At 35.3% G+C, this 17,052-nt stretch carries 10 protein-coding genes; 9 read left to right on the top strand and 1 reads right to left on the bottom strand.

Annotation, left to right across the window (positions count from 1 at the left end):
- Positions 1–68: 68 nt before the first annotated feature.
- The 4 genes from dnaE to AC0NBN_RS10340 all read left to right on the top strand — a co-directional run bounded on the left by dnaE (position 69) and on the right by AC0NBN_RS10340 (position 12,063).
- Positions 69–4,736, top strand: coding sequence for a DNA polymerase III subunit alpha (gene dnaE, locus AC0NBN_RS10355; protein WP_160811923.1), 4,668 nt, complete (start codon positions 69–71; stop codon positions 4,734–4,736).
- Positions 4,737–5,057: 321 nt separating this feature from the next.
- Positions 5,058–8,681: a T9SS type A sorting domain-containing protein gene (locus tag AC0NBN_RS10350; RefSeq protein WP_160811924.1), complete on the top strand. Its 3,624-nt coding sequence runs from the start codon at positions 5,058–5,060 to the stop codon at positions 8,679–8,681.
- A 171-nt stretch (positions 8,682–8,852) separates the two neighbouring features.
- Positions 8,853–11,471 carry a fibronectin type III domain-containing protein gene (locus tag AC0NBN_RS10345; RefSeq protein ID WP_160811925.1) on the top strand — a complete coding sequence of 873 codons (2,619 nt, stop codon included), beginning with the start codon at positions 8,853–8,855 and terminating at the stop codon, positions 11,469–11,471.
- Between the two features lie 136 nt (positions 11,472–11,607).
- Positions 11,608–12,063 (top strand): DUF1569 domain-containing protein, encoded by a 456-nt coding sequence (locus AC0NBN_RS10340; RefSeq protein WP_143883392.1) that lies wholly within the window; start codon positions 11,608–11,610, stop codon positions 12,061–12,063.
- Between the two features lie 731 nt (positions 12,064–12,794).
- Here the strand turns inward: AC0NBN_RS10340 and AC0NBN_RS10335 are convergent.
- Positions 12,795–13,340, bottom strand: coding sequence for a hypothetical protein (locus AC0NBN_RS10335; protein WP_160811926.1), 546 nt, complete (start codon positions 13,338–13,340; stop codon positions 12,795–12,797).
- Positions 13,341–13,430: 90 nt separating this feature from the next.
- On the opposite strand from AC0NBN_RS10335, the gene AC0NBN_RS10330 reads away from it, so the two are divergent.
- The 5 genes from AC0NBN_RS10330 to AC0NBN_RS10310 are packed head-to-tail and all read left to right on the top strand — an operon-like array spanning position 13,431 to position 17,051.
- The gene (locus AC0NBN_RS10330; protein ID WP_160811927.1) at positions 13,431–13,640 is read left to right on the top strand and encodes a hypothetical protein; all 210 of its coding nucleotides are present in this window, start codon (positions 13,431–13,433) and stop codon (positions 13,638–13,640) included.
- 13 nt (positions 13,641–13,653) lie between these two features.
- Positions 13,654–13,794 carry a hypothetical protein gene (locus AC0NBN_RS10325; RefSeq protein WP_160811928.1) on the top strand — a complete coding sequence of 47 codons (141 nt, stop codon included), beginning with the start codon at positions 13,654–13,656 and terminating at the stop codon, positions 13,792–13,794.
- Between the two features lie 2 nt (positions 13,795–13,796).
- Positions 13,797–15,869, top strand: coding sequence for a hypothetical protein (locus AC0NBN_RS10320; protein ID WP_160811929.1), 2,073 nt, complete (start codon positions 13,797–13,799; stop codon positions 15,867–15,869).
- 5 nt (positions 15,870–15,874) lie between these two features.
- Positions 15,875–16,141: a helix-turn-helix domain-containing protein gene (locus AC0NBN_RS10315; protein WP_160811930.1), complete on the top strand. Its 267-nt coding sequence runs from the start codon at positions 15,875–15,877 to the stop codon at positions 16,139–16,141.
- Positions 16,142–16,175: 34 nt separating this feature from the next.
- On the top strand, positions 16,176–17,051 hold the full coding sequence (locus tag AC0NBN_RS10310) for an ATP-binding protein (RefSeq protein WP_160811931.1): 876 nt from the start codon (positions 16,176–16,178) through the stop codon (positions 17,049–17,051).
- Position 17,052: the final 1 nt, after the last annotated feature.

Raw genomic sequence — 17,052 nt, 5'->3', positions numbered from 1 at the left:
ATCTTGTTATAACTAAAAAAATACCCTAACTTTACAATTTTTTTTAATTAAAAAGCTAAGAAAATTACATGTATTTAGTTTTTGATACCGAAACAACAGGATTACCTAAGAATTTCAACGCACCGCTTTCAGATTCAGATAACTGGCCCAGAATGGTTCAGATTGCATGGCAGCTGCATGATGACGACGGAACTTTAGTTGAAAATCAGGATTATATTATAAAACCGGAAGGGTACGATATTCCCTTCAACGCTGCCAGAATTCACGGGATTACCACGAAAATTGCCAATGAAGAAGGTCGTGATCTTGAGGAAGTTCTGAATGAGTTTGCAGAAGTTCTTCAGAAAGTAAGAGTGGTCTCCGGACATAATGTGGAGTTTGATTACAATATTGTAGGAGCAGAATTTTTCCGCAAGAATATAAAAGACAATCTTCAGGATAAGCCAAAAGCAGATACCATGATTCTGGGAACAGAATATTGTAAGCTTGGAGGCGGAAAAGGCGGAAGGTACAAATCTCCAAAACTGGAAGAATTATACGAAAAGTTATACGGTCATAAATTTGATGAAGCCCACAATGCAGCAGCCGACGTAAATGCTACAGCACAGGTTTTCTTTGAAATGATGAGAATCGGCGTGATTCCTGCTGAAGTTTTAAAGATTTCTGAAGATCAGCTTTCTTATTTTAAAGCACTTCATCCGGATCCGGTCAAGCCTTTTAATATTGTTATCAGAAGGCAGGTTGCAGATTTTAATAATAAGAAAAAACAGAAAGATTTCGGAAGTATTGATGAGATTGATCTCGGAAAATATTTCAACTTTGATAATCACAGTGTTTTTTCCACTTTATCGGCGACTTCTAGTATTAATGATTTGATCAAAAAAGCTACAGATGATCAGTTTCCTGCGGTCGGAATGGTCGATCTGGGAAATATGATGGGAGCTTTTAAATTTGTTTCGGCAGTAGAAGCCGCAAATGGCGACAGAGCAAAAAAACATAAAGAATATTTAGCCAAAAAGCAGGAAGCAGAAGAAAACGGAATTGAGTTTAATGAACCTGAACCAGTTTCTGAACCTTTAATTCCGGTAGTAGGCTGCGAGTTCTATATTTCAGACCGTTATGAGCAAAAACAATTTACCAAAGACGATCCTGACCGCAGAACACAGGTTGTTTTGCTGGCAAAAGATTTTAACGGATATAAAAATCTGGCAAAACTTTCCAGTATAGGATTTTTAAAGGGTTTTTACTTCGGTGTTCCGCGTATCAGCCGTGAATTAATTGCTGAATATAAAGAAGGAATAATCGCATTAACGTCGGGAATTAACGGAGATATTCCTGATGCGATTTTAAATACCGGTGAACAGAAAGGGGAGGAGCTTTTCAGATGGTGGAAAGATACTTTTGGTGATGATTTTTATGTTCAGATCCAGAATCATAAGCTGCCCGAAGAAGAGCATTTGAATGATGTTTTGCTGCATTTTGCAGATAAATATAATGTTAAAATATTAGCTCAGAACGAAACTTTTTACACCAATAAAGACGATGCCAATATTCAGGATATTGTAAGCTGCATTAAAGATGGTGAAAAACTGACAACACCTGTTGGAAAAGGTTTTGGAAAAAGAAGAGGATTGGCAACAGGAGAATATTATATCAAAAATGCAGATGAAATAAAAGAAGCTTTTCTGGCTTATCCTGATGCATTTGATGCTTACGAAGAATTTACATCGAAATTTAAACCTTATACTTTAAAAAGAGATGTTCTTCTTCCGAAATTTGATATTCCACAGGAATTTGTTCATCCTGAAGATGAGATAGACGGCGGAAAACGAGGTGAGATGGCTTATTTAACCCATTTAACCTACGAAGGAGCCAGAAAAAGATATGTTGAAACCGGAATTACAGATGAAATAAAAGAGCGTCTGGATTTTGAGCTCGAAGTTATTGCCAATACAGGTTATCCGGGTTACTTCCTGATTGTTCAGGATTTTTGTAACGAAGCTAGAAATATGGGCGTTTGGGTTGGTCCTGGTCGTGGTTCTGCAGCAGGTTCTGCGGTAGCTTACTGTATTGGAATTACCAATGTAGACCCTATTAAATATGATCTCCTTTTCGAGAGATTTCTAAATCCTGAAAGGGTTTCCATGCCCGATATTGATATTGACTTTGATGACGAAGGTAGAGACAGAATCATCAAATGGGTAATTGATAAATACGGACAAAGTCAGGTAGCACAGATTATAACTTATTCTGTATTGGGAGGAAAGTCTGCGATAAAAGATGCAGGAAGAGTACTGGATGTACCAATTCCAGATACGAACAATATTGCAAAGCTGATTCCTCCGAGTCCGGGAATGAATATCGCCAAGGCTTTATCAAAATATGATAAGCTGAAACCAGAAGAGCAGCAGCTCGTGGATGAAATGAGACTTGTTTTAGACAGTCCTCACGATCCCCGTCATGATGTTTTGGCAAGTGCGAAAAAAATGGAAGGCTGCATCAGAAATACCGGAATCCACGCATGTGGAGTAATTATCACACCGGAAGATGTAAGTAATCTTGTTCCGGTCACAATTGCCGCAAAAGATGCAGATATTCTGGTTTCTCAGTTTGATAACTCAGTAGCGGAAAGTGCCGGTCTTCTGAAAATGGACTTTTTGGGGTTGCGAACTTTAACCATTATAAAAGATGCATTAAAACTTGTAAAAGCCAGACATGGGATTGATATTAATCCGGATGAAATCCCGTTGGATGACACAAAAACGTATCAGTTATTCAAAGAAGGAAGAACAGTCGGAATTTTCCAATATGAAAGTCCCGGAATGCAAAAATACATGAGGGAGCTTAAGCCTACGGTTTTTGCCGATCTTATTGCCATGAATGCATTATATCGCCCTGGTCCTATTAAATACATTCCTAATTTTATTAACAGAAAACACGGTATTGAGGAGATTGTCTATGATTTACCAGAAACTGAAGAATATTTAAAGGAAACTTACGGAATTACTGTTTATCAGGAGCAGGTAATGCTTTTATCCCAAAAACTGGCAAATTTCACCAAAGGTGAAGCTGATACGCTTAGAAAAGCAATGGGTAAAAAGCAGATTGACGTTCTTAATAAAATGTACCCTAAATTTATAGAAGGCGGAAGAAAAAATAACCTTAATGAAGAAAGATTAGAAAAAATCTGGAATGACTGGAAAGCATTTGCCGAATATGCCTTTAATAAATCTCACTCTACCTGTTATGCATTGATTGCCTATCAGACAGCATATCTTAAAGCCAATTATCCTGCGGAATATATGGCGAGTGTGATGAGTAACAACATCAACAATACAGATTCTATTACCATGTTCATGGAAGATTGTAAAAGTATTGGTGTAGATGTTTTAGGACCGGATGTAAATGAATCTCAGTATAAATTTTCAGTAAACGAAAAAGGACAGATTCGTTTTGGTCTGGGTGCGATTAAGGGAATTGGCGAAGGCCCGAGTGAAGCGATTACGAAAGAAAGAGAAAATGGAAGATTTAAAAATATTTATGATTTTTTTGAAAGAATTCTGCCGTCTCAGATGAATAAAAGAGTAGCTGAAAGTTTGGTTTTGGCAGGTGCCTTTGATGAATTGGATTCTTATCATCGAGGACAGTATTTTGATATTGATATGTCGGGAAGAACAAATCTTGAAAGACTGATCCGTTATGGACAGAGCTTTCAGGAGAGTAAGAATGAAATGGAAAATTCTCTATTTGCTGATTTTGCTGAAGAAGTTCAGATCGAACAGCCTAAGTTGCTGCCTTGCCCTGAATGGCCAAATATGCATAAACTAAATAAAGAAAAGGAAATTATCGGATTTTATCTTTCTGCACATCCGCTGGATGAATTTAAATTTCAGTTTCAGTTTATACAGGGAGAGCTTTCAAAAAAAGCAGTACTCGAAAAAGGGGATGATGTAAAAGCAGTCATTGATGAAGTGCCGATTCTTGAACAGGAAGCACCGGAAGATGTAGCTGATCTAATAGAAATAGTTTCAGATGAAGTCTTGACAGGTGAAGAGGAAATTGTTGAAGAAATCGTGAAAAAAGCTGAGCCTAAAGGAGTGTTTGGTTTTCTGAATCTTGATGAAGTAGATGCATACAAGGAACAGGCTTTTGCCAATAAGCAGGAGGAATTGTTTGAGGAAAAGAAAAAAGACTGGAAAACCATACAAAAAGAGAGGGAAAATGGTGGCGGAGGAAAAGAATATACTGTGGCAGGTTTGATTACAGAATATGTTGTAAAAGACGGCTTTCGAAGTGGAGAAAAAGTAGCATTTCTTACTTTGGAGGATTACTCAGGATCATATTCTTTCAGGCTGGGAGACCGGGATTATATGAAATTGAAAGAAAAACTCGAAATACAGCGTTTTGTGATTTTAAAAATAAAATTTGCTCAGGTAAAAGACGGAAGGGTATTTGTAAATGTGGTGGATGTGATAGAACTTCAGGAAGCATTTGAGCGTTATGCAAAAAGTATTTCTTTGGTAATGGATGTAATGGATTTCCGTCCTGAAGATCTCAATTTTTTCCGTAGAGTTTTAGAAAAAAATCAGGGATCGCAAAAAATCAGATTTTACATTAAGAATATTGAAGATGACTCACAAATTGAATTGCAGTCTATGAAACAATCAGTAAATCTTAACGGAGAACTGATAAAGGAAATTCAGCTGTTAAATAAATATGAGTTTTATCTGAACTAAATCTTTATGCGTTAAGATTTCTTTGATCGTACTTTGTCTGAAGTGCGATTTTTTTATGTACTCAATAATTGACTATTTTGTTTATTTCGTGAGTCGAATTTATTGTTAAATGTAATGGTGAAAAAATAAATTAACTTACTGATTATAATCATGTTATTTGTTTTTTATTTTAAGTATGAATATATTCAATTAAATGTATGTTTAATTATTCTTATTTTTATTAAGTATATATTAAATATTTAATAAAAAAAATACTCTGTTATATGTATATTTAATGTTAATATTTATTAATTTTACTCCCTAATTTTAATTATACTGAATATGAAAAAACTTTCTTTTGTGAAAGAAAAGCTAAAAAGAAACAGTAGGATTTTATTCTTATCTGGATTTTTGTTGGCTTCTTTTACGAGCTTAAAAGCTCAGTTCGTTTCTAATTATAGTTTTTCGCAATCAAGCGGAACCTATATTCCAATTACTGGAGGAAATAATATGGTACTGTCACCTACTGCTACTGCCGGTTGGGATTCTGAATTTTTTCACAACGGTGCAAACGGTACGAATGGAACAACAAGTGCTGGGAGTTTTGCAGCATTTCCAATTGGCTTCAATTTTAATTACAACGGTATCGTATATGATGGTTTCTATATGAGTACCGATGGAGCTCTTAGGTTGGCTTCTACTACACCAAGTGCTATAGGTTCTTTAGGAGCTTCTGTGCCTATAAGTTCTACAACGAGTACGGCTATTAATTTGATATCTGCTTTCGGAGCCGATTTATCGGGTAGTTTAAGAGCTGCTTCTGCAACACGTACTTCCGGATCTCCTACCTTTACCCTTACAGGAACCAGTACTGTTTTAGCTCCGAATGTTGCTGTTGGAATGAGAATTCTTGGGTCAGGTATACCTGCAGGAGCTACTGTGACGGCTATCTCTGGAAACAATATTACCATGTCTGCAAATGCTACTTCAAGTTCTACTTTTGCAACTGCTTTTTTTGTAGAACCAGATAATATTTCTTACCAAACTTCGGGAACCCCAGGGTCGCAGGTTCTTACTGTACAATGGAAAAATGTTCAAAGATGGTCTGGTAGTGGAGATAAATTAAATTTCCAAATTAAACTGTATGAAGGAACTAATGTTATAGAAGTAATATATGATGCTATAGCTTCTACACAAGTTACTACAGCATCAGCAGTACAAGTAGGCTTAAAAGGTGCTTCTAATACAGATTTTAATAATAGATTAGGTACAGGAGTAACTGCGTGGTCAGCGTCAACTTCAGGTACCGCAAATAACTCGACAATTGCTTTTCAGGGGACGGCTGCTACAGGCGGAGAAATTGTTCCGGCAAGTGGGTTGAAATTTATCTGGACTCCTCCAATGGCTTGTACTGGTGCGCCTATTGCAGGTGCTGTTTCACCAGCATCACAGTCGCTAATGCCTGGACAAACACCTGCTAATTTAGTACTTTCTGGTTTTAGTTCAGGTGTTGCAGGTTTAACTTTCCAATGGGAGCAATCTAGTGATAATAACACTTGGTCTAACGTCGTTGGCGGAACTGGAGCTACGACCACAACATATACACCTCCAGCTTATACGGGAACTGCTATTTATTATAGATGTAAAGTCACATGTACTAATTCTTCTACAGACTCTTTTACTACTTCTGTGTTGATAGGATCATGCGCAGCGGTATCTGTTCCGTTTTCTGAAACTTTCAGCGGAGGAGTTTTACCATCTTGTTGGGTTAGTCAAAATCCTACATCTACAGACACAAGCGCAAATGTTCGCTGGAAATTTACTGGAAATGCGGATTATGGAGCTAATTTAGCAAATAATGGGAGAGCGAGTGGTACTTACGCATGGGTTGATGCAAGTTCTCCTTATGCAGGAATAAAAAATGTAGAACTTTTAACTCCACAAATCAATTTGACTGGTTTGGCTGCTCCTTATGTTTCTTTTGAGTGGTTTAAAAATCATTCAACTTCAACTTCAACAACTGTTTCTCCTTCAACTTATGATGATAACAAATTAACTGTAGATATAAATGATGGAAATGGCTGGGTAACAATTTTTACGAATACTACAAATGCTCAAGCATGGAGAACAGAAGGTATTGCCCTTGCATCATCATACATTGGTGCAACTGTTCAACTAAGATTTACTGTAGATAAAAATGTTGGAACAAATCCATATTTTTATGATGATATTTTATTGGATAATGTTGAAGTAAAAGAAGCTCCTGTATGTTTTGTTCCGCAAAATCCTACTATAGTTTCTGTGACGAGTTCATCAGCAAATATATCATGGACGGCTCCTTCTACGGCTCCTTCTAACGGATACCAAGTGTACTACAGTGCTATAAATACAGCTCCTACTGCAACAACGGTATTGGATGCTACAAACTCAGTTACTAGTACTACTAATACGGCAACAATTTCTGGGCTTACAGCAAATACTACTTATTATGTTTGGGTAAGATCAAATTGTGGATCTGGTTCTACAAGCTCATGGTCATCATCATTAAATTTTTATACCGGATATTGTACTCCTGCACCAAGTAGTGTAGATGGAAATGGTATTACTAATGTCACTTTTGGTAATTCGCCTAATGTTGTTAACAATACTACTGTTGCTGAAACTGGAAATTATGGAAATTATTCAACAATGATTGGAGACCTTCCTGCCGGTGTAACTTCTCAAGTTTCTGTTACTTATGAAACAGGGTATACTTATGATACTAAAATTTGGGTAGATTTAAATAATAATTTGGTTTTTGAAGATGCTGAAGCTCTTTATACTGGTACTTCAACAAGCACTAATCCAACAACTTTGGCTGCGAGTATCACAATTCCTGCTTCAACACCTCTAGGAACTTACAGGATGAGAGTTGGAGGTCAGGATGTTGGACCTGTTACACCTTGTTATAACGGTACTTATGGTACTTTTGAAGATTATACAGTAAATGTAACTGTTGCGCCATCATGTTTACCTCCGTCTGGTTTGGCTTCATCTTCTGTCGCTTCAACTGGAGCAACAATTTCTTGGACAGCTCCTTCTGTAGCACCTGCAAATGGTTATGAGTATGTGTATTCAACAACAAATACTGCTCCTACAGGTAGTGGAACATCGACAACAGCAACTTCAGTTCCTTTATCTACATTAAGCCCGTCAACAACATACTACTATTGGGTAAGATCTAATTGTGGTGGTTCTACGAGCACTTGGGTTTCAGGTAGTTTTACTACGCTTGCTACACCGCCTGCAAATGATGACTGTTCTGGTGCGGTTTTATTAACACCAGGGGCGACTTTTGCACAAAACCCTGTGACAGGAACGACAATTGGAGCTACTCTTACAAATGATACAACAGCTACAACCGCATGTCAGTTAACAAGATTTGCAGATACTTGGTATTCAGTAGTTGTACCAGCAAGTGGAAGCATTACTATCGAAACTAAATCAGCAACTGGTTCAGCTGTCACAGATACAGTTTTAGGTGTTTATACAGGATCTTGTGGTGCTTTAACTTCTGTAGGATGTAATGATGATGACGGTGATGGTAATTTCTCAATGCTAAGTCTAACTTCGGCTAACGGTATTACTCCAGGACAGACTTTATTAATTGGTGTTTGGAATTATAGTTCTACTAACAACGGAGCTTTCCAAGTTTCAGCATATGATGCAAGTTTATCAACGTCAGAGGCTGTAATAACTAAGAATGAAGTCAAAGCTTATCCAAACCCTTTCTCTGATGTATTAAACATTTCAGATATCAAAAATGTGAAATCAATCTCTGTTATTGATCTTGCAGGTAGAGTGGTTAAATCTTTTGATAAGCCTTCTAATACTCTTCAGTTAAGTGAATTAAATTCAGGAATGTATTTAGTGGTACTTAATATGAATGATGGTACTAAACAAACTTTAAAAGCTATAAAAAAATAATTTTTTAATTTTTAAATCAATTGAGAAGGTGGTCTTTTTGACCACCTTCTTTGTTTTGTATTCTCTCTAGATATTCTGTATTATTTATTTATTACTTAAAAATATATCATATTGCTTGTTGATGTTGTATTTATTTTTTATTTTTAACTATTAAATTAAAAACTTGTAAACATGAAGAAAACTTATCTTTTGTTTGTGCTTTTTTCTGCCATCTGGATGAGTGCACAAACTTATTGTACGCCCAACTATGCAAGTGGCTGTGACGGCGGAGATCAAATTAATGATTTTAAAATTCCTACCGCAGGTTATAGTCATTTGGGAACAGGATGTTCAGCAGGGACGTATGGTGATTTTTTTGCAACGCAAACAATAACCTTATCGCCAGTAATTCCATACGGTTTTGAAGTAATGCATGATTATGCGGAGCAGTATGTCAGAATTTACGCAGACTTTAATAATGACGGAACTTTTGATGAAACTTCAGAATTGATTGGTTCAGGCAATAGCGGAACAACCATGATTACAAACGGAACAATCAATATTCCTTCAACAGTTACTCCCGGAAATTATCGAATGAGAGTAGCAGACAGATGGAATACCGCTCCTACATCTTGCGATACATCAGGTTATGGTGAGGTACATGATTATAAACTTACCGTAACTGCACCACCTTCTTGTATTGCTCCTACTTCGCTTACTACATCGGGCATTACAGCGACCAGTGTTACTGTTTCTTGGACAGCTCCTTCATCAGCTCCTTCATCAGGATATGATGTGTTTTATTCAAATACTGGTGTTGTTCCAACAGCTTCTACTGCCCCCCTTTTAAATACTGCAAGTACTACAATCACTATTACTGCACTTATGCCTGGTAGCAATTATTGTATTTGGATTCGATCTAAATGTACAGCTACAGAAGCAAGTAACTGGGTGAATGTTTGTGTTGCTACCAATTGTGTTGCTGCGAATGTACCTTATCTTCAGGATTTTGAAAGTGCAGCAGCTCCTGCAATGCCAAACTGCACATCGGCAGTAAATGTAGGATCTGGTAATGACTGGATTATTCAAAATAATCCGGGGAACGGATTTACAAATAAAACACTCACCTATAAATACAGTTGGCAGAATAATGCTGATGCATGGTTTTTTACTAACGGAATTAATCTTACGGCAGGTACAGTGTACAGAATTAAATATACTTATGGTAACAATAGTGATGTATATGTAGAAAAAATGAAAGTTACCTATGGTACATCAGCTAATGCGGCTTCACAAAACACCATTATACATGATTATCCTAGTATCGTTAATGTACTGACGCCTCAAACGGATTTTTATACATTTACTCCAGCATCTACCGGAGTTTATTACTTCGGGTTTAATGTTTACTCTGATGCAAATATGTTTAATCTATATGTAGATGATATTATCGTAGAAGTAAATCCTACTTGTATTGAGCCTAATGCTCTTACATCAAGTGCCATTACGCCATTTACGGCTACAGTTTCTTGGGCTGCTCCTGCTTCAGCTCCTGCAAACGGATATGAATATTATTTATCCACCAGCAATACTGCACCTACAGCAGCTACAACTGCAACAGGTACAGCAACATCAACAACTGTAAATCTTTCATCACTAATGTCATCTACACAATACTATATTTGGGTGAGATCTTTGTGTAGTACGACAGACAAGAGTTCTTGGTCAAGCATTGCTACTTTTACCACAGAAAACTTTTGTCCTACAGTCACTAGTCCTGCAAACGGAGTAAGCGGAACATCACTTACACCAACAATCACATGGGATGCTATGAGCGGAGCTACAGGATATAAAATTACGGTAGGAACTACTTCAGGAGGATCAGATGTTGTAAATAATGCAGATTTGGGTAATATGACAACTTATACATTTGGTACTCCGTTAGCTTATAATACCACATATTATTACACTATTAATGCATACAATGCCGGATCAATTTCCAGCAATTGTTTAGTGAGAAGTTTTACCACACAATGTGATGCTATTACTCCAACTTATACCAACAATTTCTCATCAGTCAATACAGCTTGCTGGAATCAAGGATCTGGAGGATCTGTTGCAACAGGACCTTCAGGAAACTCAACTTACTGGTATGCTGATGGGTTTGCAAACGTAGGAAGTACTGGGGCAGCAAAAATCAACTTGTACAGTACCAATATCACAGGATGGTTGATGACTCCTACATTCAATTTAGCAGGTGGAGTTTATACAATTTCTTTTGATTATGCAATGACAGAATATAGTTCAACTAATGCAGGTAGTCTTGGTTCTGATGATAAAATTGAGGTTCTTATGTCAACAGACAATGGTGCTACTTGGACTTCTATTCAGTCTTGGAATGAGTCTACCAATATTCCGAATGTCTCTACTACATTTACGTATACTATAACAGGGGCAACAGCTCAGACAAAGTTTGCATTCTATGGTAGCTCTGGAACTGTTAATGATACCGCAGATAACGATTTCTTTATTGATAACTTCTCAATAACTTCTACATTATCAACCGTAGAGAATTCATTAGATAGAAATAAAGTTCAGGCATATCCGAATCCGTTTGTTGATGTCTTAAATATTTCAGACATTAAAAATGTAAAATCTATTTCTGTCATAGATATTGCCGGAAGACTGGTTAAATCATTTGAAAAACCAAGTAATATTCTTCATTTAAGAGAATTGAATGCGGGAGTTTATCTTGTTGTTCTTAATATGAACGATGGTACTAAGCAAACCATTAAGGCGATTAAAAAATAATCTTTAAATAATAGTTTAAATAAACAGAGCAGAAATTATTCTGCTCTGTTTTTGTATTCGACTGATTGCCGTATTTTATGCTGATATTTCACACCACAAAAAAAACTGATATATTTGTTTAAAAGAATAAACCATTATGGAAAATGTATTTGACCCGAAAGATGCTCAGAATTATATTAACAGAATCAATAATTTGGTAGAAGATACCCATGGTTTGTGGGGTAGAATGACGGTCGACCAAATGCTGGCTCACTGCTCTGTAACCTACGAAATGGTTTATGAGCCTGAAAAACATAAAAAGCCGGGCGCAATAGCCAAGTTTATCCTCAAAACATTTGTGAAACCCAAAGTTGTTGGAGAGAAATCTTATCCTAAAGATTCTCCCACTGCACCACAATTTTTGATAAAAGAAAGAAAAAATTTTGATGAAGAAAAAAGGAGACTGATTGGTTTTATTCAGAAAACTCAGCAATTGGGAGCTTCGGCTTTTGATGGCAAAGAATCTTTTTCTTTCGGAAAACTTACTTCCCAGGAATGGAATAATATGTTTGCTAAACATCTTAACCATCATTTGAGCCAGTTCGGAGTTTAATATCCGGTTTCATTGAATAAAACAAAACCCTATGAAAAATTTTTTATTCTTCTTATTATTCATGCCTTTTATTAAGGGGATAGCTAATTGTAAAATAATATAAGAATAGAAAAAGGCTCAAAAAAGCCCTAAAATTAAAGGTTTTTGATGTTTTAAGCTTTTTGAATGGATGAATCAAAATGTAAATATTGTTCCATTAACTACAGTTATACTACCGTTAAAAAGCGGATAAAGAAGCCATTTAAACCAATTGTAAGATATAATACAACCGAAACGCCAAATAATACTATTAAAAGCCTTAGAACGATGTTTTAAGGCTTTACTATTGGTTTAATTTTGATGAAAAATCTAAAACTTTAATGCTGAAAATATTCTGCTGAAAATACCTCTTTTTTTGAATGGATTACCAAATGGATTACCAAAAGGCAGTTTTTTAAAGCCTTGAAACGACATTAGATTATCAAAAAAAACACTCAAACAGCATAAAACAACGTTCAAACTATCGTTAATTACAAATAGATTTTATTCAATCGTGTATTTAAAACATTGATAAACAATGTTTTATAATTATATTTTGAAAAGATTTATTTGAAAAGATATGTGTAATGCTGTATTTACGCTTACATTCCTTGTTTTTGCTACAAAAGAAAACAGCCGTCAGTTAGTTATTACTGTACGGCTGTTAGTGTTCTGCATATCTGTATAACAATGTGAATATTTCTAAAAACTATTTATTGATATTCATCGACAATCTCAATATTTAAATGTTTTGAACTTTTTAAAATCAAATGATTTATAAAACCGTAACTATCGGAAATAATCCTATTTAAATATTCAAAATTTTCTTCATTTGATAATATTTTACCTGTTTTTAAATCATAAACAAATTTCTCTAAACCTCTATAAAATTCTAAGCTTGATAATTCTTTAGTATTTAGTGAGCAGTTTTCTTTATCTGCCAAACTAACAAGAAAATTAATGATTTTCAGATTGTTCAAAAGTGCAGTTGTTACAGAGAAAAGCTTTATTTGGGTGAAATCTGCTGTATTTGAATTTCTTTGATCAATTTCCTGAATACTTTTATTTAGCATATCTCCATCACCAGATATTAACCATTTTATATTAATATCCGGGTAGGCTTTGAGTATATAATCTAACTTTGACACACCAATATCTTTTACTTTGTCTAAAAATCCATTAGAAAGACCAGTATCTTTATAAAATTTGCTTTTTGTAATGCCTTTATAATCAATTATTTGAAGAATCCTATCTATCATAAATATGTTAAAATTAGATTATTTACTATTTTTATTGTAAGTTATTAGATTATTTACTATAAATTTGTTGCATAGTTAAAACATAAGCTAATGCAAAATAACAAAATTATTGAGATTAAAAATAATCTTCCATTAGGTGGGATCAATAAACTTATTGAACGTACAAAATTATCTGGAATAACAATCAATAATATTCTCAAAGGTAAGCCTTGTAGAATGAAAAATATGGAAAAGGTTATTACAGAAGGAAATAAGATTATTTCAGAATATAAAGAACTTACTGAAGGTAAATCAAAATAAACAAGCTTATAATATGAAAACATTTTACACAACAGTTACAGGAACGTATTTCAGATTGTATAGTGATCTGATAGAAGAAAGAACAAATCATTTTTTGTTTTGGGGTTTGTTGTCATTTACAACAAAAAGAGTGTACAGAAACGAAACTGCATAACGATGCCAAAATTTTGGAACAATACAAATAAAATAGCTGTGATGGTTAATGAACTGGTTCCGGAGTTTTGGAGTAGTCAAAACGTACTTTCAAAGGATATTAGCAGAAACAGAAATTCGCAATACGGTGTAAAAGCGTTACAACGTGGATGCAGGAACAGAAAACTAATCATTGATTTTGATTCTTTGCCTTTACACGTTCAAGAAGCTTTAGGAGATCCACGTAAAATTGACCACAATTTACAGAATTGGTACAGAACAGATTCTGTAGCGGTTGATTTTTACACAATGTTTCGCCGTCCGGATGGCAATTCCTTACTGCCAGTAGAACAGCAACGATACATTACAAACGCCAGTGTTCTTATTGCAGTTTTACAATTACGAGAAAAGCACATTACTGAACGGATTAAACTCGGATTGTCATTAAAAGGTCTTATGTCATTTTTATGTAATGAAAGCAACACATTTAACGAGTATTTGGAAAGAAGAAAAATGCCTACACATAATCTGCCAACCCACCCAACAAGGTTTAAAGAAGCTTTAAACAGCTTTGAAACTGAATTTAATTATAATGGAAAATTATTCCCTTACAATTATCTCGCAATCGTAAAAGATGTTGACGGAAAAAGAAAAGTAAATTCTTTAAAGGTTGATGAAAGCGTTTTAAATATCTTAAATGGTCTTTTTGCCTCTCAGTCACATAAACCGACCGCAACGGAAATACACGGTTCTTATGAAGCTTTTTTAAGTGGATACGCAGAAGTGTATAACGAAGTTACAGGCGAAATCTATAACCCAAAAGAATTTCCCAAAATTTCGGAATCTACAGTTAAGTTCTATTTGTCCAAATGGGAAAACAAAGCAGCTACTTACAAAAAAAGATCGGGCGACCGTCAGCAGTATATGTCACAATTTAAACCACATCATCAATTAGAACGACCAACATTTGCAGGATCTATATTTTCAATTGATGACAGACAACCACCGTTTAAGGATCTTACAGGCAAAAGAGTTTGGTTCTACAACGGTTTAGATGTCGCATCCGGATGTATTACCGTTTTTGTGTACGGAAAAACTAAAGAAGAAATCATTTTAAAGTTTTACCGTCAGATGATCCGAAATTATACAGAATGGGGCTTTAATCTGCCCTATGAACTTGAAGCGGAAAGCTCATTGAACATGCCATTTACCAAAACATTTTTACAGGAAGGATATTTATTTCCGGAAGTGAGAATAGAAGCAAATAACGCACGTGGAAAGCGAATTGAAAGAGATAACGGGATATTGAGATACGGAATTGAAAAAAAACGTATTGGATGGATTGCCCGACCGACTGCAAAATCTGAAAGCAATCAGAAAGGTTCAGAAGAAGTTCCGGCAATTCCTTATGATCAGATCATTGATAATGCGATTGAAGATATTTTCGAGCTTAACAATTCTGCTCACATGGATAACGAGGATAAAACACGATGGGAATATTTTATAGAAAATCAAAATCCTGAATTACAACCCACCAACTGGCAGAAAATACTTCCTTATTTAGGATATAAGCAGGAAACATCTTGCAATGTAGGATATATTAATCTACAAGGCAAAAAAAGAGCAATAGCAATGAACGGTGAAATTTCTTTAGGCGAAAATCTGATTAATATAATGAAAGCCATTGAAGGAAAAGATATTACTGTTTATTGGTTGGATGATAACCAAGGGCAGGTTTTAAAAGCTATGGCTTTTTACAAGGATCGTTTTATCTGTGAGGTTCAAGAAATGCCCAAATATAACAGGGCTACGATTGAACAGACTGAAAATTGTAGAAAAGCAAGACAAATTCAGAGTTCATACGTTGCAAGTGTTGAAGGATTTATCAGACAGCAAGAAAAATCACTGCAAAAGATCAATATTGTTCACAAACCAAAACCGAAACCTCAAAACGGCTTTTTTATTCCTGGAATGAATCGCAAAACTTTTGTACCGTCAGATTCGGAAACTGTGGAAACTGTAGATATTCCGGATGGCGATTCCTTTCCGGTTCTGCCATCATCATCGCCAAGTTGGAAAAACTCATTTTTTAAATAATTATTATGGCAAATAAGGGATTACAAAAGCTTAGAATAAACAATAAACTTACTCAAACTCAATTAGCTGAAAAACTTGGAGTAAGCCGTTCTACAATAGCAAAAATTGAAAACGGCAAATTGACTTTGACTGTAAAGATGATTGAGAATATTAAATTTCATTTCAATATAGAATTGCACTATACTAACAATTATATGGAGGATTACAGTATCATCTTTTTGAAGAAAACAGGAAAATATAGCATCTATCAAATTCCCGAAACCGCAGTATAAATTATCCATTCATCAACCAATTAAAACCGCAATTATGATCACAGCAGAATATAGAGAAACCGTAAGAACCACCCTTTTAAGCCGTCGCACAAACTTTGGCGGAACAAACGCACAATTCGCAAAGATTTACGGTTTGTCCGGTGCAATTTACAGCAGACTTTCAAACGGTGAAACTGAAAGAATTATATCTGATAGTCTTTGGATCCAAATCGGACGTGAATTACAGATCAGTTCTAAAACTTCAAATTGGAAAGTAGTAAGAACAAAAGTTTACACAGAGATTGAAGACAGTATAAAGTTCTGCCAGGGGTTCGGGGCTTCTATGGTTTTGGTTGATGATTGCGGAATAGGAAAAACTTTCAGTGCAAAGAACGTTGTAAAAACGCTTAAAAATGCTTTTTACGTGGATTGCTCGCAGGCTAAAAGTAAACAGTTATTTATTAAGCTTTTGGCTAAAACAATAGGTCTTGACAATAAAGGCAAATATGCAGATGTAAAAGCAAATTTAAAATACTATCTGAACGAATTGGATAGTCCGGTAATTATTTTGGATGAAGCCGGAGATCTTGAATATACAGCATTTTTAGAGTTAAAAGAACTTTGGAACGCTACAGACGGTTTTTGCGGTTGGTTTATGATGGGTGCAGATGGTTTGCAGTCTAAAATTGAAAAGGGAATCAATTCTAAAAAAGTTGGTTTTGCCGAAATATTCAGTCGTTTTTCTGATGAATTTATAAGACTTACACCCGTTGGAACTTCTGATAAAAAAGCTTTCAGATACGAATTGTTAAAACAGGTTGCAAAGGCTAATCATTCAGGAACTGTTCCGGTAGAAAATCTTGTAAAGCAATGTTTAGACAAAAATACCACCCTAAGACATTTAGACACCTTAATAAAAATTAGCGCATAGT

The sequence above is a fragment of the Chryseobacterium sp. L12 genome (assembly GCF_056133985.1).
Note: the sequence above shows the minus strand (reverse complement) of the source record. Positions and strands in the feature narration are given on the sequence as shown.